The following is a 22,608-nucleotide window of genomic DNA, read 5'->3' as shown; positions in this document are numbered from 1 at the left end:
GCGGCTGGGGTTCCGGACGGCAAGGCGGGCGACCGCTGGCGGATCACAGTTTCCGCGTTGACCTGAATTGGATGCTGCGCACCGGTCACGCTAGGCCGGGCGCGCGGATGAGCGGGACACTCCGCTGGAGCCGGGGCGGTGAGCATGCCGGGTCTATCGGCTATGTGGCGGACCTAGAGGACCAACAGCCGCATCTTGTCCTGACCTATCGCCGGGGAAGCGGAGCGAGCGCGGAGCAGGTCGAGCAGCGGATACGCCTTTGCCGAACGCGCCCGCATTATGGCGGGTTTCGGTGGTGGATGATCTGCCCCTATCGCGGGGTCCGGGCGGCGAAGCTGTATTTGCCCCCGCATGGCGACCGCTTCGCATCGCGCACGGCTTGGCGGCTGGGCTATCACTCGCAACGCATTGCCGATCACGATCGACCTTTCGAGGCGCTGTTCCGGCTGCAAAAGCGGCTGGGCGGGCCGCAAGGATGGGAGGCCGGACTGCCCCGGCGTCCGAAAGGCATGTGGAATCGGACCTATGCGCGCATGTGGCGGGAGTATGAGGCGCTGGACGGGCAATGCGCGGTAGTCATGCACGGGATGCTGTCCCGGCTGGCGGGCTGAGCGCGTCCCGACCGACGCGAAGCCGACATCCCCCAACCTGTCCCGGCACCCCGCCCCGGCAAATTATTTTAGGGGCACCGGGCACGTTTGGGGGCAGAATTGGGGGCATGCTGACAAGTCAGCTATAAAATACACAACAAAAGCAACGGATTAAGCTGCCTTTTCGAATCCTCTCCGGGACACCATTTCCCCCGATCAGTGACAGCTGTTCGCGGCACTCGCGTCCAGATCCAGACACCGCCCGTCGATCTCCGCCGGATCGATCTTGAGCCCGACCACGCTCGCCAGCGTCGGCAGGATGTCGGCGGTCTCGACGCCATTGGGCTGGTTGAACGGCGTCACGCCCTTGCGCCAGAACAGGATCGGCACGCGGCGGTCATAATCCCACACGCTGCCATGCGTCGCCACCGCACCGCCCGGCACCGGGATCGGCGTCACGCGCGGCTTGAGCGCGACATAGAAGTCGCCCGAGCGGTCGGGATGATAGGATGCGCGCACACGCTGGATCAGCGTCCAGCTTTCCGGCGGGCCGCTCGGGCTCTGCGTCGCCATGATCTCCGCACCGGTGAAGACGGCGGCGACCTGCGGGTGCGCGCGATACTGCGCCACCGCCTCGGCCAGCACCTTGGCGCGCAGCTTGGGCGCGAGCTTGGGATCGATATAGATGTCGCCGAAATTGCCGCCCCACAACAGGCGGCGATCGCCCAGCTTCAGCGCCGCCGCCACCTTGTCGCTCATCGGCTTCGACGACAGCCCGGTCTGCGCGCGCGCGGCGTCGGGGATGCCGTGCAGCACATTGCGCTCGGGCAGATCATGGCCGCCATGATCGGCGGTCAGCACCACTTGATAATCCACCCCGCTGCGGTCGAGCACGTCGAAAAACGCGCCCAGATCGCGGTCGAGGCTGGTAAGCTGCAGACACATCTCTGTGCCCTCGGTGCCATAGCCATGGCCGACATAGTCGGTCGCCGACGCGCCCACGATCAGCACATCGGTCGCCGCGCCCCGGCCGAGTTGCATCTCTTCGAAGAACGCCGCCGCCAGCGCCAGCGTCGCGCCGTCCATCTCGGGCGATGCGCGGAAGGCGCGGGTGTCGCCCGCCTCGCGCGCGAACCGCCCGGTGCCAACGGTGCGGCTGCCCGCGCTCACCGCGGCATCGCGCGGCTTGCAATAGTCGGGCAGCTCCAGCGCGGGCTGCGCCTTGGCGATCTGTGCGGCGATCGCGGCGTTGGCGCGGGTCACGATTGGTGCCTCGGCGGTGCCGGTATAGGTGACAAAGCCCTTGCCGCCCCACCACCAGGTCTGGTCGGCGGTCTTGCCGCCCATCATCACCGCCGCGCGATCCTTCCCCGCAACCGATACGACGCGCGTCGCCGGGGTCGCCGCCTTCATCCGGTCGCCCAGCGTCGGCACCAGCAGATGCACCGGCGACACCGTGTATTTCTCCGACGTGCTGCCCGCCACGCGCTCATCCTCGGCACAATAGATCGTCGTGTCCTCACGCGCGGTTTTCAGGTCGACCCAGTCATTGGCGACGATGCCGGTGCGCGACGGGCGGCTGCCGGTCAGGATCGTCGAATGGCCGGGGCAGGTCTCGGTCGCAGCATGGCTTTGATAGCCGGAAAACACCACGCCGCGCGCCAGCCGCGCCAGCCCGCCGGTGAAATAGGTGCGGTAGGCCGCGAACAGGTCGGTCGAAAACTGGTCCACCGAAATCGTGACGATCAGCTTGGGTGGAGCCGCCGGGGCAGGCGCCGGAGCAGCTTCCTGTGCCGCAACCGGAACGGCGATCAGCATGGCAGTGGCGAGCAATCGAGCGAACATGAACCCTCCGGCATGGCAAAAATGGCCGCGCCCGCTATGTTCCCGCAACGTCGATACGGCAAGGGTTGGCAATGCGCAGATTCGGTTTGGCCTGGGTGACTTTCCTGCTGGCGCTGGTTGCCCTGCCAGCGGCCGCGCAGCCCGCGGGCCAGAACAACCTGACCGTCGATCTGCTCGCGGAGAGCGACGCCCCCGCCGCCGGAAGCGAGGTCACGATCGCCTTCGTCGCCCAGCCCAACCCCGGCTGGCACGGATACTGGAAGAACCCCGGCGATGCGGGCCTCGACACCCGCCTCGACTGGACGCTGCCCCAAGGCGTGACCGCAGGCGAGCTGCGCTACCCGGTGCCGACCCGGCTGATGATCGCCGGGATCATGAACTATATCTACAAGGGCAATTACACCCAGTTCGCGACGCTGAAGATCCCCGCCGGCCTCGCCCCAGGAACGCAGCTCCCGATCGCGGTGCGCGCCGACTACCTGATCTGCACCGATGAAATCTGCGTCCCCGAGACCGAAAATCTGACGCTGAACCTGACCGTCGGTGACGGGTCGATCACCCCCGAGCGCCGCGCGCAGTTCGACCAGTGGCGCCGCCTGCTGCCCAAGCCGCTCGGCAGCCAGGCGCAGTTCCAGGTCACCGACGGCACGCTACGGATCGCGATCCCGTTCCCCGCTTCGGTCGATCTGTGGAAGGACGCCTATTTCTTCGCCCAGACCCCCGACGCCGTCACCTATTCCGCGCCCCAAACCGTCACCCGCGACGGCGACACGCTGATCCTGTCGGTCAAGGCCGGGTCGAAAGTCCCCGAACGGCTCGACGGCATCCTCGCCACCGGTGAGCGTGACGGCTTTGCGCTGACCGCCATCCCCAGCACCGTCGCCGCCGCATCCGCAGCGCCAGTCGGCATCGACTGGAGCGCCGCCCTGCTCGCGCTCGGCGGCGCGCTGCTCGGCGGGCTGATCCTCAACATCATGCCGTGCGTCTTTCCGATCCTCAGCCTCAAGGCGCTGAGCCTCGCCAAGAGCGGCACGAGCGAAGCCCATGCCCGCGCCGAAGGCCTCGCCTACACGGCTGGCGTCGTCCTCGTCGTCCTCGCGCTCGGCGGCCTCATGCTCGGCCTGCGCGCTGCAGGGGCGAGCGTCGGCTGGGCGTTCCAGCTCACCGACCCGCGCGTCATCCTGCTCCTGTTGCTCCTCGTCCTCGGCATCGCGCTCAACCTTGCGGGGTTGTTCGAGCTGATGACCCCCAAATTCGCCGGCCGCCTCGCCAACGGCGGCAGTGGCGGCGCATTCATGACCGGCGCACTCGCCGCGTTCATCGCCACGCCCTGCACCGGCCCGTTCATGGGTGCCGCGCTCGGCGCCGCGCTCGTGCTGCCCTGGTATATCGCGCTCATCATTTTCTTCGGCCTCGGCCTCGGCCTCGCGCTGCCGTTCCTGCTGCTCGGCTTCGTCCCCGCGCTGCGCCGGATGCTGCCCAGGCCGGGCGCGTGGATGGACACATTCCGCAAGATCCTGTCGGTCCCGATGTTCCTCACCGCGATCGCGCTCGCCTGGGTGCTCGGCGGCCTCACCGGCGTCAACGGCATGGCCACCGGCCTGATCGTCGCGCTCGCGCTTGGCGTCGTGCTGTGGGTGCTCGGCCGGCGCCAGCTGCGCGGGGCCGGGAATGGCATCGCCTGGGCGCTCAGCCTCGCCATCGTGATCGGCGGCATGTGGCTGGTCGGCACCATCGAAAAGCCCCCCGCTGCCGCAGCCAGTGTCTCCGGCGCGCAGCCCTTCAGCGAAGCCAGGCTCGCCGAGCTGCGCGCCCAGAACAAACCCGTCTTCGCCTATTTCACCGCCGACTGGTGTGTCACCTGCAAGGTCAATGAAAAGGCAGCGATCGAGACCGACGCGGTCCGCGACGCCTTCGCCAAGGGCGGCGTCACCGTCCTTGTCGGCGACTGGACCGACGGAGACCCCGCGCTTGGCCGCTTCATCGAACGCCACAACCGCGCGGGCGTGCCGCTCTACCTGTGGTATCCGGCCGGCGCGCGCGAACCTCAGGTCTTGCCGCAGCTTCTCACGCAAGGCATGTTGACCGAGCTGACCGGGGGCAAATGATCCGCAGATCAAGGAGATGAGCCGATGCACCGACTGATCCCATTTGCAGCCGCCGCCGTCGCGGCGCTCGCACTCCCCGCCGCCGCAGAGCAGACCAACGGCCAGAAAGCGACCGATTTCAAACTGACCGACGCCAGCGGCAAGACCGTCCAGCTGAGCGACTTCAAGGGCAAGACCGTGGTGCTGGAGTGGAACAACCCCGGCTGCCCGTTCGTGCAGCGCCACTACGAAGGCAACATGCAAAAGACCCAGGCCGCGGCCAGGGCCGGCGGCGTGGTGTGGCTGACGATCAACTCCGGCGCACCGGGCAAGCAGGGTTACATGCAGGGTGCCGAGGCACAGAAATGGGTCGCGGACAAGAAGGCGAGCCCCGCCCATTACCTGCTCGACCCCAAGGGCGTGGTCGGCAAGGGCTATGCCGCCAAGACCACCCCGCACCTGTACATCATCGACGGCGCGGGCACGCTGCGCTTCCAGGGCGGCATCGACGACAAACCCGCCGCCCGCGTCGAGGAAATGGGGTCGGCACGCAACCACGTCCTCGCCGCGCTGAACGAGATCAAGGCGGGCAAGCCGGTCTCGGTCGCCCAGACCACGCCCTATGGCTGCTCGGTCAAATACGCCGAGTGAACGGGCTTTCCTTCCCTGTGATAGGGGGCAGGGAAGGAGAGAAGGTCGGGGGAAACCCCGGCCTTTTTTATCCCTACCTGCGCAGCAGGGGAGGGGGGACCATCAGAAGGATGGTGGAGGGGGCCGTCGCTGATCTCAAGCAGGATCTCGATCATAATGTTGTGATCCCTCAAGCCGCGGAAGGTCGGGTAACTCGCTATTCCGCACAGCCGGAGTATCAGGGTCGAAGCATTGTGCCGGTGGCTATTCAGGCTGCCGCCACGGAGCCGGCTGAGCTGGTGCACGATATTGCGATATGGGGGACTGAGTTGAACTGCAGCTAGCCGACGATCTTGGGGAAGTCGGCCGTTGATCGTGACGCTGCCCCGCTTTGTTGGATACAAGTTGGAAATTTCCTGATCTGCTCCACCCATGCCGCCGACCCCGCGTCCCAGCACCACGCCTAGCCTGACACCCAAGTCGCGCCAACGTCGCGCACCTGTCGCGCCAGTGTCGCGTCGCAGTTCCCTCCCAGTCCCAAACCCGCCCCCTCCCAGTCGCCTCACCCCAAAACACCCCCATCATCGTCAGCTTCGTCGGCCCGCTCCACACCCCCTTGTGCAACGCAACAAAGCATTGCAGCATGGAACCGTTACGGGGTTCGGGACTTTGGAGGCCTGATGGGGGAAAGCCGCGCGTTCGACGAGATCTGGGGTCATGGTGGGCCGGCCAAGCCGCGACCTGAATTCAACGAACTCGCGCGCTGGATGGCCGACACCCCGCACGCCGAACTCCACCGTCGCCAGCAATCGGCCGAAGCGACCTTCCGCCAGCTCGGCATCACCTTCGCCGTCTATGGCGACACCGACGCCAGCGAACGCATCATCCCGTTCGACATCGTCCCGCGCATCTTCATGCACGACGAATGGGCGCGCCTGTCCGAAGGGCTGGTGCAGCGGGTCGAGGCGATCAACGCCTTCCTCCAGGACATCTACGGCGAACGCCGCATCCTGAGCGAGGGTGTGCTGCCCCCCGAACTGGTGCTGTCAAATCCGCAATTCCGCCCCGAAGTCGCCGGCATCCGCCCGCCACACGATATCTGGGCGCATATCTGCGGCATCGATCTGGTCCGTACCGGGCCGGACGAATTCTATGTGCTCGAGGATAATGCCCGCACCCCGTCGGGCGTGTCCTACATGCTTGAAAACCGGGAGGCGATGATCCGCCTCTGCCCCGAATTGTTCCGCAGTTTCCGCGTCGCAGCAGTCGACAGCTACAGCGACATGCTGCGCGAAACGCTCTACTCGGTCGCGCCGGAACGCCGCAGCGCCAGTCCCGTCGCGGTCGTGCTGACCCCGGGCCATTTCAACTCGGCCTATTACGAACACAGCTTCCTCGCCGACACGATGGGGGTGGAGCTGGTCGAGCCCGCCGACCTGCTGGTCGATGACGATATCGTCTATATGCAGACCATCGCCGGGCGGGTCCGCGTCGATGTGATCTATCGCCGCATCGACGACGATTTCCTCGATCCTTTGGTGTTCCGCCCGGATTCGCTGCTCGGCGTTCCCGGCATCATGGCCGCCTATCGCGCCGGCAATGTCGCGCTGGTCAACGCACCGGGCAACGGCATCGCCGATGACAAGGCGATCTACAGCTACATGCCAGAGATCGTGAAATTCTATTCGGGCGGCGAGGCCAAGCTGCCCAATGTCGAAACCTGGCGCTGTCGCGAGCCCGATGCGCTGAAATACACGCTCGACCATCTCGACAGCCTCGTGGTCAAGCTGGTCGATGGCTCGGGCGGCTATGGCATGCTGGTCGGCCCCACCGCGAGCAAGAAGGAGATCGAGGCGTTCCGCGCCGCGCTGATCGCCGAACCGCATCGCTACATCGCACAACCGACGCTGGCGCTGTCGACGGTGCCGACGGTGACCGAGACCGGCCTTGCCCCGCGCCATGTCGATTTCCGCCCCTTTGTCCTCACCGGCTCGGACGGCGTCCGCGTCGTCCCCGGCGGCCTCACGCGCGTCGCGCTCAAGGAAGGGTCGCTGGTCGTCAATTCCAGCCAGGGCGGCGGGACCAAGGACAGTTTCGTGCTGCTGCCCGACCGGCCCGTACAGGGACAGGAACAGACGCAGGTGGTCGGCTGATGCGCATGCTCTCCCGCACCGCGGCGTCGCTCTACTGGCTCGGCCGCTATGTCGAGCGCGCCGATTTCATCGCCCGGCTGGTCGAAGCGACCGTGCGCCTCGACGCGCTGTCCGCCCGCCCGGCGGGGGAAGCGGCCTGGGCCAGCGCGCTCAGCGTCACCTATACCGAAGAGGCCTATGCCGCCGCGCACCAGTCGATCAGCCAGCAGCCGGTGGCGCATTTCCTGACGCTCGACATGAGCCACTCCGGCTCCATCGTCCGCTGCCTCGAACAGGCGCGCAACAATGCCCGCGCGGTGCGCACCTCGTTGACGCGCGAAGCCTGGACCGCGATCAACCGCCTCTGGCTCCTCTTCGCCAAGCGCGTCAGTCCCGGCGGAACCACGACGACGCTCTCGCTGATCGAAGGCATCATGGCCGAAGCGCGCGGCTTCGAAGGCGCGATCCACCGCATGATGGACAATGAAGCGACGATGCTGATCCAGCTCGGCGCCGCGATCGAGCGGGCGGACAACACCGCGCGGTTGCTCGACGTCAAATATCACCTGCTGCTGCCGGAGGGCGAGCGGATAGGGGGGCTGGTCGATCGCGACCAATGGACCACGATCCTGCAGACCGTATCGGCGGTCACCGCCTATCGCTGGCTCTACAGCGACGGGCTGCGGCCCGCCAACGTCATCGACCTGCTGATCACCCGCTCCGAACTGCCGCGCAGCCTGGCGGGCTGCGTGCAGGAAGTGGTGGAACAGCTCAACGCCCTCGCCAAGCGCACCGGGCTGCAGGGTGAGGCCGACCGCATGGCCCGCGCGCGCATCGCAAGGATGCAGAAAACCCGCGCACATGAGGTGATCGTCAGCGGCCTGCACGAATATCTTCAGGCATTCATCCGCGAAAACGCATTGCTCGACGCGGCGATCGCGCGCCAGTTCAGGTTTATCTGATGCGTCTCGCGATCGACCACCAGACCCGCTACCGTTTTAGCAGTCCGCAGCAGCGGCTGGTCCAGACGCTGCGCCTGACGCCGGGCGACACCCATGACCAGACCGTGGTGGACTGGCGCATCGACGTCGATTGCGACGTCCGGCTGCGCGATGCGATCGACGGCTTCGGCAACCGCGTCACGATGCTCTACGCCGAAGGGCCGATCGACCGGATCGAGATCAACGTCGCCGGACAGGTGCTGACGACCGAGGCGGACGGCCTGATCCGCGGCAGCAACGAGCCGCTGCCGCCCGCGCTGTTCAACCGCACCACGCCGCGCACCGCGCCCAGCGCGGCGCTCGCCGAACTGGCCCGCGCGGCGGCGGGGGAGGGGGACGCGCTCGACCGGCTCCACCGCTGGAACCTGGCCCTCGCCGGTCGTTTCCCCGACGCCACCGACCTGCCCGACAGCGGCGCGACGGCGGCCGAGGCGTTTGAGGGCGAACCCAATGCCCGCGACCTCGCCCATATCTTCATCGCCGGGGCCTCGGCACTCGGACTCCCGGCGCGCTACGTCTCGGGCTATCGCAATTGCGGTGAGGCAACCTGCCCGCCGCATGGCTGGGCCGAGGGCTGGATCGATGGACTGGGCTGGGTCGGGTTCGATCCGTCGGCGGGCATCTGCCCCGACGCCAACTATGTCCGCGTCGCCACTGCGCTCGATTTCAACGGCGCCGCGCCGATCGCCGGTATCCGGCAAGGCGAAGGGGTGGAGGAGCTGTCCGTGGAGCTGCAGGTCGAACGGATGAACGGCGACGCCTGATTTCAGGCGAAAGCGCGCAGCCGCATCGGCTGGGGCGCAGCTTCGGCAACGGTCGCATCGGCATCGTCCGGCATCCGCGACCAGCCATTGGGGCCAAGCACCTCCATCGGGCGATAGCGCGTCTTGTAGGCCATCCGCTCGCTGCCCTTCACCCAATAGCCAAGATAGACATAGGGCAGCCCGGCGCTGCGGGCGCGGACGATGTGATCCATGATGATCAGATTGCCCAGGCCCTGCCGCTCGGGATGGTCGGCGGCGAAAAAGCTGTAGATCATCGACAGCCCATCGGCCTGCTGATCGGTGATGCAGGCGCCGACCAGCGCACCGCCCAGTTCCTCCGGCTCGCGATATTCAATGACATAGGTGCTGACCGGCGACTGCTCGACCATGTCGGCATAATCGGTCTCGTCCATCATCGTCATGCCCCCGGTGGGGTGACGCGCGGCAAGGTAGCGGCGCAGCAGCGCATATTGCTCCTCGGTCGCCCAGGGGCGGCACGCGGTGACGGAAAGGTCGGAATGGCGGCGGATCAGCTTGCGCTGCGTCGCGTTGGGCCGGAACTCGTCATTGACGACGCGCACGGAGAGACAGGCGTTGCAGCCGACGCAGCTCGGCCGATAGGCGACCGACTGGCTGCGGCGAAACCCGATGCGGCCCAGCGCATCGTTCAGCTCGCCGGCGTGTGGGCCGTTCAGCTCGGTGAAGATCTTCCGCTCCTGCCGCCCGGGCAGGTACGGACAGGCGGAGGGGCTGGTCACGAAGAACCGTGGAAAGCGCGTCAGTGCCGTCACCCGTTCGCCCCTTTCAACCACGCAATATGCGCCGAACGCGACCCTTATGAAGCGGCGGAATCACGATGAAAAGCCGATTTACCATGAAAATGGGTTAACGGCGGCGCAGTGATAATTCGGGATTGCGCAGCCGAAAGACACGCGCATCGCACATGTACCGCAGTGGCGATTCGGTGGGGAGAGGCGCGCGACTCGGTTCGCCGCACGCCAGATTCGGTTCGTCGTCGAGCTGTGGAAAAGCGTCAGTCGAGCTCGACCATGCTCACCGAATAGCCCGCCGCACGCAGGGCCGCCATCAGCCGGTCGAGATGCGCGCCGTCCCGCGTCTCGCATTCGATGTCGGTGATCAGGCCCTTGGCGGGAAGCGAGGTGAACACGCGCTGGTGATACACCTCGATGATGTTGACGCCCTGTTCGTGGAAGATGCGGCTGACGTGGAACAGCGCGCCGGGGCGGTCCTGCAACCGGATGCGCAGCCGCGCGAGCCGGCCCGAGCGGGCGAGGTCGCGCAGCAACACATTGGCGAGCAGCCGCGTGTCGATATTGCCGCCGCACAGCACGATGCCGATCGTCCGGCCCGCAAACCGCTCCTGATTGGACAGCAGTGCCGCGAGGCCCGCCGCGCCCGCGCCCTCGACCACGGTTTTTTCGATCTGTAGCAACAGGCTGACCGATTCCTCCAGCTTGCGCTCGCTGACCAGTACGATGTCATCGACCAGCGCCTCGATCACCTGCGCGGTGATCGTGCCCGGTTCCTTGACCGCGATACCCTCGGCCAGCGTGTCGCCGCCGATGGCAAGGTCGGTGCCCTTCACGCGGTTGTACATCGACGGAAACAGTTCCGCCTCGACCCCGACGACCTCGATCGCGCGGTCGGCCGCCTTGGCGACGGTCGCCATGCCGGACACCAGCCCGCCGCCGCCGATCGGCACGATCAGCGTGTCGATGTCGGGCGCATCGGCCAGCATCTCCAGCGCCACCGTGCCCTGACCCGCCATGATCCGGGGATCGTCGAACGGATGGACGAACGTATAGCCGTTGGACGCCTCCAGCTGCCGCGCATGGGCATAGGCTTCGTCGAACGTCTCGCCCTCCAGGATCACGCTCGCGCCATGGCCCTCGGTCTGCGTCACCTTCACCGTCGGGGTCGGCTTGGGCATGACGATCGTGACCGGGATGCCTAGGCGATTGCCGTGATAGGCCAGGCCCTGCGCATGATTGCCGGCCGACGCCGCGATCACGCCCTTTGCCCGCGCGGCATCGTCGAGCTGAAGCAGCGTGTTGAGCGCGCCGCGCTCCTTGTACGCCGCGGTGAACTGCAGGTTTTCAAACTTCAGATACACGGTCGCGCCGGTCAGGTCGGACAGCGTCTTGCTGTGCAAGGTCGGCGTGCGCACGATCGATCCGCCAATCCGCTCCGCCGCCATCTGCACATCGGCCAGAGCGAGGGGAAGGGGAGTGGGGTCGGACGCAGCCTGGGTTGCCATCATGAATCTTTCGCAATCCCGGAAATGCCGCCGGGCCGGTGCGCGCGCCCTAGACCATCTGGCGCGATGGGGGAACACCGCCTATTCGAAACGCGCGCCAAGCCCAGCTTTGTGCCTGGCCCTGTTTACTGGAGACCTGCGTGCGCCTTCCCGGTTCCTTTGCTCTGATCGCCGCCATGCTGCTGTCCACCCCGGCGCTTGCCGATGCGCTGGTCGACAATCTCGATGGCATCACGCTGGACGAACAGGGTGAAGTCGTGCGGTTCACCGGCATCGTCATGTCGCCCGATGGCAAGGTGGTGAAGCTGCTCAGGCGCGGCGACAAGCGGCCCGAGCGCCCGGATTGGCGTGCCGATCTCAAGGGTCGCGTGGTCATTCCCGGCATGGTCGATGCGCATGGCCATGTCATGAATCTCGGTTTCCGCGCGCTGGCGCTCGACCTGTCGGCGACCCGCTCGCTGGTGGATGCGCAGGACGCGATCCGCCGCTATGCCACTGAAAACCCCACGCGCCGCTGGATCACCGGTGGCGGGTGGAATCAGGAAGTCTGGGGCCTTGGCCGTTTCCCCACTGCGGCGGAACTGGATGCTGCGACCGGCGATGTCCCGACCTGGCTGGTCCGCGCCGACGGCCATGCCGGCTGGGCGAACAGCGCGGCGCTGAAGGCGGCGGGAATCACCGCGGCGACCAAATCGCCCGCCGGTGGCCGGATCGAGCTGGTGGCGGGCAAGCCCGGCGGCGTCTTCGTCGATGCGGCGATGGAGCTGATCGAAAAGGTGCTGCCCCAGCCGACGCCGCGCGACCGCAATGCCGCCTTCATCAAGGCACAGGAAATCCTGTTGTCGATGGGCGTTACCGCCAGCGCGGACATGGGCACCAGCGTCGATGACTGGCTGACCTATCGTCGCATGGGCGATATGGGTCTGCTGCGGATGCGGATCATGTCCTATTCGGATGGGGTCGAAACCGCGCTGCGGGTCGGCGGCAGCGGCCCGACGCCGTGGCTTTACGGCGACAAGCTGCGCATGGGCGGGATCAAGCTCTACACCGACGGCGCGCTCGGATCGCGCGGCGCGTGGCTCAAGACGCCCTATAGCGATGCACCGGGCAATCGCGGCCTGCCGTTCCTGACCGATGCCCAGCTGTCGAACCTGCTCGTGCGCGGCGCGATGGACGGGTTCCAGTTCGCGATCCACGCGATCGGGGACCGCGCGAACCAGCAGGTGCTCGACGCGATCACCGAGGTCAGCGACACCTACAAGGGCGATCGCCGCTGGCGGATCGAGCATGCTCAGGTCGTCGACCCCGTCGACCTGCCGCGCTTCGCCAAGCTCGGGGTGATCGCGTCGATGCAGCCGGTGCACCAGAGCAGCGACCGCACCATGGCAGAGGCCCGCGTCGGTGCGGCGCGGCTGGCGGGTGCTTATGCATGGAAGTCGATGCTGGACAGCGGCGCGCGGATTGCCTTCGGGTCCGACTATCCGGTCGAACGTCCAAATCCGTTCGAGGGTTGGGCGACCGGCTTCACGCGTCAGGACGGGCAGTCTCAGCCGTTCGGCGGCTGGCGACCCGAAGAAGCGCTCTCGCGTGAGCGCAGTTGGCGGGCGTTTACGCTGGATGGCGCCTATGCCGGATTTGCCGAAACCAGGTTCGGCCATCTCGCGCCGGGCATGCGCGCGGATTTCATCGTGGTGGACCGCGATCCGCTGCTGGCGTCGCCCAGCGACTTGCGCGCAACGGTGGTGATCGAAACCTGGGTCGGCGGCGAGCAGGTCTATCGCCGTCCGGGCAGCGACGCGTCGGGCGGGCGCTAGTTCGACCCAGCATCGGCGCGCGCCCGCGCCGCCGGGAGGCCCGTTAAACGCATTCGGCCCGCCCGACCGGACCGCCACCGCGAGGGAGTGGGTGGGGTTCGGCGGGCGGGCCGTTCGCGCTCCGGGAAGGCAGCGCGAAACAGCAGTGGGTCAGGCGGCCATGTGCAGCGGTGCGCTCACCCGACCGCCACCGGTGCCGGGCTGAAACGCGCTGGCATGCTCGGCGAGACGATCCGCTTCGGTGCTCAGCGTCTGTGCCGCTGCCGAAGTCTGTTCGACCATTGCCGCGTTCTGCTGGGTCGCGCCGTCGAGCGACTGGATCGCACCGGACACTTCGCTGATCGCGGCGGCCTGCGACCGGCTGCCTTCCGCGACGGTGCCGAGCAGGCTGTTGACCTCCTCCACATCGGTCGCGATGCCGACCAGCGCGGAGTCGACGCGGCGCACCGCCTGGACGGCGCCTTCGATATCGACCTGGGTCGCGGTCAGCTGCTCGCGTGCCTGCTTCGATTCTTCTTCGGCACGCATGGCGAGCGCGGAGACAAGGTCGGCAACGACCGCAAAGCCGCGGCCGGCTTCACCTGCACGGCCCGCCTCGACCGCGGCGTTCATCGCGAGCACGCGCGTCTGGAACGCAATCTTGTCCAGGCCTTCGATGACGTCGTCGATGCCCTTGGCACTGTCGGACACGCGGGTCATCGCCTGCATCGCCTCCTCGGCCACCGCCCGGCCCGACACGACCGCCCCATGCGCGCGATCGGCGCGCGTCACGGTGTCGCCGGCAGCGGTCGAGCTTGCCCGCACGCTGCCGTCGATCTGGGTGACGGCAGCGGCCGTTTCCTCGATCGACGCCGCATTGCTTTCGGTGCGGCGCGCCAGGTCGTTGGTGGCGCTGGCAATTTCGTTGGTGCCGGTACGGATCGCCTCGACGCTATGGCTGACCGCCTGGACAAGGTTGCGCAATCCGGCGACAGCCGAGTTGTAATCGTCGCGCAGCCCCCGATAGGCCGGAGGAACATCAGCGTCGATGCTGTGCGACACATCGCCGGCGGACAGGCGCTTGAGCGCGCCGCTCAGCAGCTCGACGATGCGCTTCTGCGCGGCTTCATCGGCACGCTTGGCAACGTCCGCTGCCTCCTTGGCAATCGCGGCGTCGCGGAAGACGTGCAGCGCCCGGCCCATGTCGCCAATTTCATCGCGGCGCTCGCCGGTCTCTGCTTCGACCGCGTGATCACCCGCCGCCAGTCGCCCCATCTTGCCGACCATGTCGGCGATCGGACTGGCGATCGATCGGTTGAGCAGCCACGCCATCGCAGCCGACAGCGCGATGATCAACGCGATGCCGATGCCCAGCGCCCAGTGCGCCTGGCTGCGCCATGCCGCTTCTTCGGCATCGGCGGCCTCCATGCGGGTTTTCTGCGCGGCGTCGAGCGCCTTGATCGCGTCGCGAATGCGGCTGAGCTGCTTCTTGCCGGCCATCTCCTGCGCTTCAGCACGGGTTGCCGGGTTGCGCGCCAGCGCAATCGTGGGTTCCAGCTTTTCCTTCTGCCACTCGGTCGTCGCGGCGGAATATTCGGTGATCAGGCCACCAAAGTCATGCCCCTGCGACACGGTGCGAATTTCCTCGACCGCCGCCGCGACCTTGTCGCGGTTTTCGACATAGGTTTCGTAGAATGCTTCCTGGCCCAGGATCGTAAACCCCCGCACCGCATTCATCTGCTCCAGCGTCAGGTACAACAGCGTCTGACTGGCGCGTGCGCCGGCATACGCGCTTTCCTTTTCGTGCTGCGCTTTTTCCAGTCCGGTGATGCTCGTGACGATCAGCGCGCTGACGCCGCCGAACGTCACGATCAGGATGAGGAAGGAGAGGGTGAGCTTTCGCCAGATCGGCCAGTTCTGCAACATGGTAAGAGAGCCTTCTTCGTCGACCTGCCCACAGCGGCGGCCTATTTCCGCCCATTATAGACGCGGCGCGGCGGTGCCGGTCGTGCGGCCTGGCACGGACAGTATGGAAAGCGCCTGGGTAAGCAGTGCGCGCAGCGCCGGATAACGCGCGGTTAACCATCAATAATCCGCGGTCGCGACCGGCGGTCTGCCGAACCCTCCAAAATGGTCATGCGGTGCATGTGACGTGTGCCGTCGTTGGGTCTGCGTCTTGGCCCTGGCAGCAGAAGCGGCCAACTCTTCCAGAAGGAATATGATCATGGGTTTTTCGGTTAACACGAACGTTGGCGCGATGGCGGCTCTCCAGAGCCTGAATGCGACCAACAAGTCCCTGGCTACCACCCAGAGCCGCATCAACACCGGTATGAATGTCGCGTCGACCAAGGACGATTCGGCTGCCTTCGCCGTTGCTCAGACGCTTCGCGGCGACCTGGGTGGCCTGAAGTCGGTCGGTTCGTCGCTCAGCCGTGCAAAGAGCACGGTTGACGTCGCGGTGGCCGGTGCCGAGCAGATCTCCGACCTCGTCAACCAGATGAAGGCCAAGGCGATCGAAGCTTCGGACGCGGGTCTGGACTCTGCCAGCCGCACGTCGCTCGCAGCAGATTTCGATGGGCTCAAGGAGCAGATCGAAACCGTCATCGAATCCAGCGAATTCAATGGCACCAATCTGCTGAAGGCAGCGAGCGGCTCGGTGAGCGCGCTTCAGTCGACCGACATGGCGGCTGATACGCTCGACGTGGCGAACCAGGACTTCACCGCGATCGTGACCGCGATCGGCACCACCTTCACCTCGGCCGCCACGGCGGAGACGATGGTGGGCACTCTCGAAACCCAGGCCACTGCCATCAACACCAAGATGAGCACCCTGGGCGCTGCCTCGCGTAAGATCGAGGGTCAGCAGTCGTTCGTCAGCAAGCTGTCGGACGTGATCGAGAGCGGCATCGGCAATCTTGTCGACGCCGACCTGGCGAAGGAATCGGCCAAGCTCCAGGCGCTGCAGGTCAAGCAGCAGCTGGGCGTTCAGGCACTGTCGATTGCCAACCAGGCGCCGCAGACGATCACCTCGCTGTTCCGTTAATAAAGACTACCCTGACAAAGGCGGGTCGGGACGCGAAAGCGTTCCGGCCCGTTTTCTTGCATCAGCGTTGCCGCGGTCCCGACGACCGCCCGCGCATTTGCGATGAAATTGTCATTCCGGGCACCCGTGCCGCCGTTGCTGCTTCTATAACAATGGCATGGTAACCACTGCCCCCCGCATCCGAGAGATCATCGACGCCACCGGCATGCGGCTTAGGGTGACGATAGAGCCTGGTGCGCGCGGTCCATCGATCCGACTGGGCCGGCCCGATTTCGATGTCGAAGTGCGGCTCGACCCGCACGGTGCCGATCTGCTGTGCGGCTATCTGGTCGCCGCTCGGCTTTCCGGACGCCAGCAGCTTGCCGACGAGACCTCGTTCGGCCCGCTGGCTGCGACGTTCAGCCTCTCGCACGACCCGATCGTACGGGTCGAGGTGCGCCGCCATCTGCTCGACGATGCAGTCCTGACGATCCCTGCCACGATGTGGGACCGGCTCTATGCGGAATTATGCATCGTAGGGGCGCATGCCCGGGCCTTGGGCGGCCTCTCCGCCAGCGCGGAGGCGGCATTGTAATTCTACCATAGGTAATCGCGCAGTATTTCGTTCCGGGCCCGCAATCGCCATTTTGAACGAAGATACTGCGCTCGAAAACAGGGGGCGAGCATGATGGACAACCGTGACGCGCAATTGTTGAAGAACGATCCTGACCGTCGCGTCTGGGGCATGGGCGGGCAGCCTGAATTTCGCGTGACGGTGACGTTGACCCTGTCGGATGCCGATCGCCTGTGGCACGCGGCACGTGCGCGCCTGCTGGCTGCGCCGGGCGGGTGCGAGGAGATGGTCGAGGAGACGATCGGTCCGGTCGAAGCGCCGCAGCTCGCTGATTGCGTCGCACTGCTCTGTGCGCCGTCGCTGGTGCCGGGATGCTCGGTCGATGATTTCTGGGTCGATGCCATGCCCGGCCTCCCCAGCCTGCCCAGCATGCCGAGCCAGAACGCCATCGCCGCCTGACTGCAGAAAAAGGGGGACGCGCGCTGCACGTCCCCTCGCAAATCCCCCGAAGAAGGGGCCGGCGCGATCCCTCTCGCCGGCCCCTTCGACCGTTTCGGGACTCAGCCCGCGACCGGCCCGTCATAAGGACGGCGGGCATAATAGCCGAAGCCGGCGATGATCGCGTAGCACAGGGCCGGCAGCGCAAAGGCGATGGCGAGGCTGCCCGTGTTGTCGGCAATCGCGCCGGTCGCCAGCGGAATGACCGCGCCGCCAAAGATCGCGACGTTGATGATCCCCGACCCGTCCGCCGCCCGGCTGCCCAGCTTTTCGCTGGCCAGGCTGAAGATCGTCGGGAACATGATCGAGTTCATCAGGCCGATTGCCAGCAGCGAATAGGCCGCGACGGTGCCGCTCGTATTCGCGGAGATCGCGATCAGGGCAATCGCGCCGATCGCCACGGCCGCCAGCAATTTGCCCGGGCTGATGACCCGCATCAGCGCCGATCCGATGAAACGACCGATCATCGCGCCGCCCCAGTAGATCGAGACCATCCAGCCAATGACCGATTCCGGCTGACCCAGCACCCGGTCGAGCGCGAGATAGTTGATGATCAGCGACCCGATCGAAACCTCTGCGCCGACATAGAGGAAGATGCACAGCGCGCCGAAGCTGAAGCGACGACGCGAGAGCAGGTCGTTGCCGTACAGCCAGACCACCGGGGCGGCCATGATCAGGACAAGCCCGGCGATCGCGTTGACTTCGACCGCCAGCACCGCGCCGATGATGAACAGGACCAGCCCGGCGGCGTAGCGCGGAACGCTGACGAATTCCTTGTCGCCCATGCTGTCTGCGCTGTGGGGAAGACGGTTGCGGAATGCCCAGACGGCGATGGCCACGACGGCGAGCGCTGCGGCGATGCCCAGGTAGCCGTTGACGATCGCCTGACTCTCGGCGGTGCGATAGGCGGCAAGCTCGGCGCCGGACAGCTGGTCGGCCGTGACTGCGGCAAGGCTGCCCAGGATCACGATCGCGCCGACATAGGGAAACACCGTCGTGCCAAGCGAATTGAACGCCTGGGCGAAGGTCAGGCGGCTATGCGCCGTCTGTGGCTTGCCGAGCAGCGAAATCAGCGGGTTGGCCACGACCTGCACGATCACCACGCCGCTCGCCAGCACGAACAACGCGCCGAGGAACAGGCCGTAGGTCGCGGTCTGGGACGCCGGGATGAAGAGCAGGCAGCCGACCATCATGATGACCAGCCCCGCGACCGCGCCGCGCATATAGCCAAGTTTCTTGACCAGCTTCGCGCCGGGAATGCCGATCACCAGATACGCGGTGAAGAAGCAGAACTGGATCAGCATCGCCTGGGTGAAGTTGAGCGTGAACAGCTCCTTCAGCTTGGGAATGATCACGTCGTTGAGCGAAGTGATGCCGCCAAAGATGAAAAACAGCGCGAAGACGAAGACCTGAAGGTCCGGGGCGTTCACCCCCTGCGCGCCCGGATCGCCCGAATTCGGGTCGGTGGAGCTCATGTTCGTGACGGGTGCGGCCAAGGCCCCTCTCCTGATAACGTTGTCAGCTGGCGCGATGTTTAACGCCGCTCGCGCGAAAGGCGAGGGGAAAGTGTGTCGATGCGATCACGGTGCTGGTATCGGCCCGATGCAGGGACAGAGCCGATAAACGGGGGCAGCAGGGCGGCGGCGCCATTGCTTCGGTTGCTATCCGTGCCGAGCGACGGTATTGGAAACGAAGATGGATATGACTGCTTGGCGGTCCCCACGCTCAGCGGGGCGCGGCATTCGTCTCCGGCATAATCGGGGGGAATCTGAATGGAAAAGCAGCAGTTTGACCACGAGGCTTTGACCATGTCGGTGTCGTCGGACGCCGTTGCGACGCGCTGGGTTGCGCCGCTTCAGTCGGTTGAGGCGTTTTCGATTTCCGAGTTTACCCGGCTTGACTCCTTTCCGGGCGACGATGGCATAGGCATCTTTACCCAGTCCTGAAGTCCGGCAATGGCGCGTGCCCGTGACGCATGAGCGATTTTCGCGGTTATATTGCGTATAGGGCGGAAGCGCTGACCGAGCAGGATCGGGCGCGCGGCGGTGCGGCTTTTTTAGGGACCGGTCTCGCCAAGACACGGGTGTGGCGCGACGATGTCGCCACGCTCGCACATGCGCAGCGAATCGCCACGACAGAAGACCGCGCCGAGCGCCAGCCGATTGAGGATGGTGCAGGTCGCGTCATATTGTTCGACGGGTATCTTTTTGATCCCGCCGCGCTGCGCGCCGACCTGCGCCTCCCTGCGCACACCCCGGACTCGCAAATTGCTGCGGCCTGGCTCGAGCGGTACGGGTTTGATTCGCTGCACCAGCTGCAGGGCGACTTTGGGTGCGCGCTATGGGATCCGCGCGCGCGTCGGTTGCACCTCATCGTTGCCCCGATGGCGATGCGGACCATCTATTGGCATGCGCGTCCGTCCGGCTTCTGGTTCGCGACGACGCTGAACGCGCTCCTCCAGTTTCCAAGCGTTCCCCAGCTGCTCGACCCGCTTCAGCTCGCGCTCCAGTTCACGGCGGCAGTCGGCGATCCGGCCGATACGTTGTATAAGGATATCCGGCTTGTGCCGCCGGGGACCCATCTCACATCCGATGTCGGCGGCGTGCGGCAACACAGTTTTTGGCGCCTCGACACCCGCCGCCGCGTGACACTGAACTCCCCGGAAGCCTATGCCGAGGCAGCGCGCGCGCTGCTCGATCAGGCGGTTCGGCGAACCTTGCGCACTGCCGACACGCCCGGCGTGATGCTGTCGGGTGGGCTGGACAGCGCGGCGGTTGCGGCGTCGGCGGCGCGCATGCTGGCGCCTGATCCGCTCTACTCCTACACCGCCGAGCCACCGCCGGACCAAGAACTCGCCGCGCGCGGCGGTTGGTATGATCGCGAGCGGCCCTATGTCGACGCACTCGCGGCGCGCTATCCCAACCTGCGCCCGCATTTCTGCCATTCGAGCGAGCTCGCTTCGTTTGAGGAGGATCCCACTCCCTTTTTCGTTGCCGGGGGACGGCCCCAGATCAATGCCAGTCACATCGGCTGGTTCGACCCCCTCTATCGCGCCGCCCAACGCAATGGGCATGCCGTCCTGCTGACTGGCCAATCGGGCAATTTGACGCTCAGCTATAGTGGCATGCGGGGTCTGGGTGATCTTGCCCGCACGGGTCGGATCGATAAGCTCGTCCAATTGCTCCCCGGTGCCGCGCGGTTTCGCCAGAACACGCTGTGGGGCACGCTGAAAGGAGAGGTACTGATCCCGGCATTGCCGCCGAAGCTGCGCGCTGCGCTGTGGCGGTGGCGGCATGGCGACTTAGCGCCTTCGACCAAATATGCCGCCATCCGATCGGAGTTCGCCGCACGGATCGGTCTGGACGCGACACTGCGGGAACAGGGCAACGACGGCCTTGCCTTCTATGGCACCGACAGCCGAAAACTCACCGCGCATCTGCTGGACGGACAGCGGGTGCGGATGATCGAGTCCGTTCGCGCGATCCGGACCTATTACGGCCTTGAACTGCGCGACCCGCTTGCCGACCGGGATCTTGTCGAATTCTGTCTGGCGATCCCGCGCGACCAATATCTGCTGGGCGGTATCCAGCGCAGCCTGGCGCGCCGGGTGCTCGCCGATCGCCTCCCGGAACCACTGCTCGCCGAACGTGGTTTCGGGCGGCAAAACCCCGAATGGTTCGCGCGCATCACCGCGCAGCGCGAGAGTTTCGCCGCGGATATTGAGCGGCTGGCCGATGTCCCGCTCGCGGCGGAGATGCTCGACCTGCCACGCCTGCGACGGTTGATCGACGACTGGCCCGAGGACGCCGTCGCCGCAGAGTCCCGGCGCTTTGAATATGCGCAGCTGCTGCCGCGCGCGATCCAGACCGGCCGGTTCATTCGCTGGAGTGAGCGGAGCAATCGCTGACCGGGTGATCCGCCAGTGCGCGGATCCGATCGACCAAGACCGGCAGGTCGGAAAGATCGTCGCTCCGGCTCACCTCGACCATCGGAACCGCATTGGCCAACCGCGCCATCGCGGCAAAAATCAACGGCTGAAAGCCCAGCGCCGCGCCCAGCTGCCACCGATGGACCAGATCAAGGCGACGCATCGCAGCGACGCCGACCAGGGCGCGCGGCTCGGCCAGCGCGCCATCGGCTGCGGTCTTCAGGAACACGATCTGCGCGGGGGGGAGGGCGTGTGGCTGGAAGCGTGTTTCGGGCAGCGCAAGATTGAACTTCTCCAACCCCTCCCGGCCGCGATCGAGATCGTCGGCGGATACGCGCAACTGGCGTGCCGAATCCGCCCGGAGCTTGACCCGCGGGAAGGCCGAAAGGATGCGCAGCGGCTGCCCTTCGTCCAGCTGAAGCGCGCAGAGATCGTCGCCGAGCAACCGGTAACCCTGCGCCGCGAACGCCGCTGCCAGTGTCGATTTTCCCGCGCCCGACACGCCTGAGATCAGCAGCGCCCGGTCCCCGATGTCCACCGCACTGGCATGCAGCGGCACCAGCCCGCGCTGGAAGCAGAGGACGGTCAGCACCGTTCCTAACAGGAACACCCGGATCAAGGATGTGTCCGGCGGCAGCGGCGCCGCGATGGTGACCTGGCGGCCCGCCTCGATCCAATAGGTGGCGACCTGTGGAATGGCCATGCGCACGCCCTGCGGATGCACCTGCACGTGCGGTATCGGGGTAGGCAGGCTGGGATCGACGGGCAGCACCGCGCCGACCGCGACGGTAAGGTCCGGCGTTCGATCGTCGCCACGCCATGGGCGCAGCTCCGGAAGCGGGAATGCGCACCGCACGCGCCAGCCGAAAAGCGTGTAATCGTGCATTGCGTCCGGTCTGCTGCCCCGCCCCGCAGCGGGAATTTGAGGGAGCACGGCCTGGGCAATGGTCACCGCCGCGCGACCGCCATATAGGAGGACCGCAAACGAAATGGGTAGCAAAATCATGATCGATCTGGAGACGGTGGTGGTGCGCAGCGGCGCCGTGCTCGACGCCAGTGTCGGCGACGAAACCGTCCTCATGAGCATGGAAACCGGTACATATTACGCGTTGAAGGTGACCAGCCGTGCGATTTGGGACCGGCTCGCCACGCCCATGCGGGTCCGCGACCTGTGCGCAGAACTCGCCGATGCCTATCGGGCACCGCCGGAAACGGTCGAAGCGGATACCTTGGCCTTCCTCAACTATCTGGAAGCGCACCAGATGATCGAGCGCCAGGCGTAGCAGCAAACATCCGTAGTTCAGACCGGGCAGGCTTTGCCCTTGGGCCAGTCGCAGCGTCGGGGTTCGGGTGGTGCCGGTTGCAGGAATCGAACCCGCGACCTTCGGTTTACAAAACCGCTGCTCTACCAGCTGAGCTAAACCGGCGCGGCGGGCTGGCGCTTGTCCGTCGCCCGCATCTGGATG

Annotated in this window: 19 protein-coding genes and 1 tRNA gene; 13 read left to right on the top strand and 7 right to left on the bottom strand. The window is 66.2% G+C overall.

What is annotated here, in order from left to right; translation table 11 throughout:
* Positions 1-107: 107 nt before the first annotated feature.
* Positions 108-611: a hypothetical protein gene (locus tag ACO05N_RS17770; RefSeq protein ID WP_422058311.1), complete on the top strand. Its 504-nt coding sequence runs from the start codon at positions 108-110 to the stop codon at positions 609-611.
* A 195-nt stretch (positions 612-806) separates the two neighbouring features.
* On the opposite strand, the gene ACO05N_RS17765 is transcribed toward ACO05N_RS17770, so the two are convergent.
* Positions 807-2,435 (bottom strand): alkaline phosphatase family protein, encoded by a 1,629-nt coding sequence (locus ACO05N_RS17765; RefSeq protein WP_422058310.1) that lies wholly within the window; start codon positions 2,433-2,435, stop codon positions 807-809.
* 71 nt (positions 2,436-2,506) lie between these two features.
* On the opposite strand from ACO05N_RS17765, the gene ACO05N_RS17760 reads away from it, so the two are divergent.
* The 5 genes from ACO05N_RS17760 (at position 2,507) to ACO05N_RS17740 (ending at position 9,049) form a co-directional block, all read left to right on the top strand.
* A complete protein-coding gene (locus ACO05N_RS17760; RefSeq protein ID WP_422058309.1) occupies positions 2,507-4,543 on the top strand; it encodes a protein-disulfide reductase DsbD family protein in 2,037 nt (678 codons plus the stop codon).
* Positions 4,544-4,567: 24 nt separating this feature from the next.
* The gene (locus tag ACO05N_RS17755; RefSeq protein WP_422058308.1) at positions 4,568-5,173 is read left to right on the top strand and encodes a redoxin domain-containing protein; all 606 of its coding nucleotides are present in this window, start codon (positions 4,568-4,570) and stop codon (positions 5,171-5,173) included.
* A gap of 659 nt (positions 5,174-5,832) precedes the next feature.
* Entirely contained in the window at positions 5,833-7,305 is a 1,473-nt protein-coding gene (locus ACO05N_RS17750; RefSeq protein ID WP_422058307.1) for a circularly permuted type 2 ATP-grasp protein, read from the top strand.
* Positions 7,306-7,310: 5 nt separating this feature from the next.
* Positions 7,311-8,246, top strand: a complete 936-nt coding sequence (locus ACO05N_RS17745; protein ID WP_422058780.1) for an alpha-E domain-containing protein — start codon at positions 7,311-7,313, stop codon at positions 8,244-8,246.
* Positions 8,246-9,049, top strand: a complete 804-nt coding sequence (locus tag ACO05N_RS17740) for a transglutaminase family protein (RefSeq protein ID WP_422058306.1) — start codon at positions 8,246-8,248, stop codon at positions 9,047-9,049. Before ACO05N_RS17745 ends, ACO05N_RS17740 begins: the two co-directional genes overlap by 1 nt.
* A gap of 2 nt (positions 9,050-9,051) precedes the next feature.
* On the opposite strand, the gene ACO05N_RS17735 is transcribed toward ACO05N_RS17740, so the two are convergent.
* Together ACO05N_RS17735 and ACO05N_RS17730 are read right to left on the bottom strand one after the other, a co-directional pair.
* Positions 9,052-9,840, bottom strand: a complete 789-nt coding sequence (locus ACO05N_RS17735) for an arginyltransferase (protein ID WP_422058305.1) — start codon at positions 9,838-9,840, stop codon at positions 9,052-9,054.
* Between the two features lie 242 nt (positions 9,841-10,082).
* Positions 10,083-11,327 carry a threonine ammonia-lyase gene (locus ACO05N_RS17730; RefSeq protein ID WP_422058304.1) on the bottom strand — a complete coding sequence of 415 codons (1,245 nt, stop codon included), beginning with the start codon at positions 11,325-11,327 and terminating at the stop codon, positions 10,083-10,085.
* A gap of 176 nt (positions 11,328-11,503) precedes the next feature.
* On the opposite strand from ACO05N_RS17730, the gene ACO05N_RS17725 reads away from it, so the two are divergent.
* Positions 11,504-13,141: an amidohydrolase gene (locus ACO05N_RS17725; RefSeq protein ID WP_422058779.1), complete on the top strand. Its 1,638-nt coding sequence runs from the start codon at positions 11,504-11,506 to the stop codon at positions 13,139-13,141.
* Between the two features lie 150 nt (positions 13,142-13,291).
* On the opposite strand, the gene ACO05N_RS17720 is transcribed toward ACO05N_RS17725, so the two are convergent.
* Complete coding sequence (locus ACO05N_RS17720; RefSeq protein ID WP_422058303.1) at positions 13,292-15,046, bottom strand: methyl-accepting chemotaxis protein; 1,755 nt, start codon at positions 15,044-15,046, stop codon at positions 13,292-13,294.
* A 298-nt stretch (positions 15,047-15,344) separates the two neighbouring features.
* Between ACO05N_RS17720 and ACO05N_RS17715 the strand changes: the two genes are divergently transcribed.
* The 3 genes from ACO05N_RS17715 (at position 15,345) to ACO05N_RS17705 (ending at position 17,175) form a co-directional block, all read left to right on the top strand.
* Complete coding sequence (locus tag ACO05N_RS17715; RefSeq protein ID WP_422058778.1) at positions 15,345-16,163, top strand: flagellin; 819 nt, start codon at positions 15,345-15,347, stop codon at positions 16,161-16,163.
* Positions 16,164-16,320: 157 nt separating this feature from the next.
* On the top strand, positions 16,321-16,737 hold the full coding sequence (locus ACO05N_RS17710) for a hypothetical protein (protein WP_422058302.1): 417 nt from the start codon (positions 16,321-16,323) through the stop codon (positions 16,735-16,737).
* 90 nt (positions 16,738-16,827) lie between these two features.
* The gene (locus ACO05N_RS17705) at positions 16,828-17,175 is read left to right on the top strand and encodes a hypothetical protein (protein WP_422058301.1); all 348 of its coding nucleotides are present in this window, start codon (positions 16,828-16,830) and stop codon (positions 17,173-17,175) included.
* A 101-nt stretch (positions 17,176-17,276) separates the two neighbouring features.
* Here the strand turns inward: ACO05N_RS17705 and ACO05N_RS17700 are convergent, their stop codons facing one another.
* On the bottom strand, positions 17,277-18,689 hold the full coding sequence (locus ACO05N_RS17700; RefSeq protein ID WP_422058777.1) for a sugar MFS transporter: 1,413 nt from the start codon (positions 18,687-18,689) through the stop codon (positions 17,277-17,279).
* A gap of 297 nt (positions 18,690-18,986) precedes the next feature.
* Here ACO05N_RS17700 and ACO05N_RS17695 point away from each other — a divergent pair, with 297 nt between their 5' ends.
* Together ACO05N_RS17695 and ACO05N_RS17690 are read left to right on the top strand one after the other, a co-directional pair.
* On the top strand, positions 18,987-19,160 hold the full coding sequence (locus ACO05N_RS17695) for a hypothetical protein (RefSeq protein ID WP_422058300.1): 174 nt from the start codon (positions 18,987-18,989) through the stop codon (positions 19,158-19,160).
* Positions 19,161-19,189: 29 nt separating this feature from the next.
* Positions 19,190-21,121, top strand: a complete 1,932-nt coding sequence (locus ACO05N_RS17690) for an asparagine synthase-related protein (RefSeq protein WP_422058299.1) — start codon at positions 19,190-19,192, stop codon at positions 21,119-21,121.
* Here ACO05N_RS17690 and ACO05N_RS17685 read toward each other — a convergent pair.
* On the bottom strand, positions 21,090-22,028 hold the full coding sequence (locus ACO05N_RS17685; protein ID WP_422058298.1) for a hypothetical protein: 939 nt from the start codon (positions 22,026-22,028) through the stop codon (positions 21,090-21,092). The two genes, ACO05N_RS17690 and ACO05N_RS17685, sit on opposite strands and share 32 nt — an antisense overlap.
* Positions 22,029-22,131: 103 nt before the next feature.
* Between ACO05N_RS17685 and ACO05N_RS17680 the strand changes: the two genes are divergently transcribed.
* Entirely contained in the window at positions 22,132-22,425 is a 294-nt protein-coding gene (locus tag ACO05N_RS17680; protein ID WP_422058297.1) for a PqqD family protein, read from the top strand.
* Positions 22,426-22,493: 68 nt separating this feature from the next.
* Here the strand turns inward: ACO05N_RS17680 and ACO05N_RS17675 are convergent.
* Positions 22,494-22,569: transfer RNA gene (locus tag ACO05N_RS17675), tRNA-Thr, on the bottom strand.
* Positions 22,570-22,608: the final 39 nt, after the last annotated feature.

This window comes from Sphingomonas sp., from assembly GCF_965227385.1.
Classification (GTDB): domain Bacteria; phylum Pseudomonadota; class Alphaproteobacteria; order Sphingomonadales; family Sphingomonadaceae; genus Sphingomonas.
The sequence above is the reverse complement of the archived record's forward strand: the minus strand, read 5'-3'. Positions and strand labels throughout refer to the sequence as shown.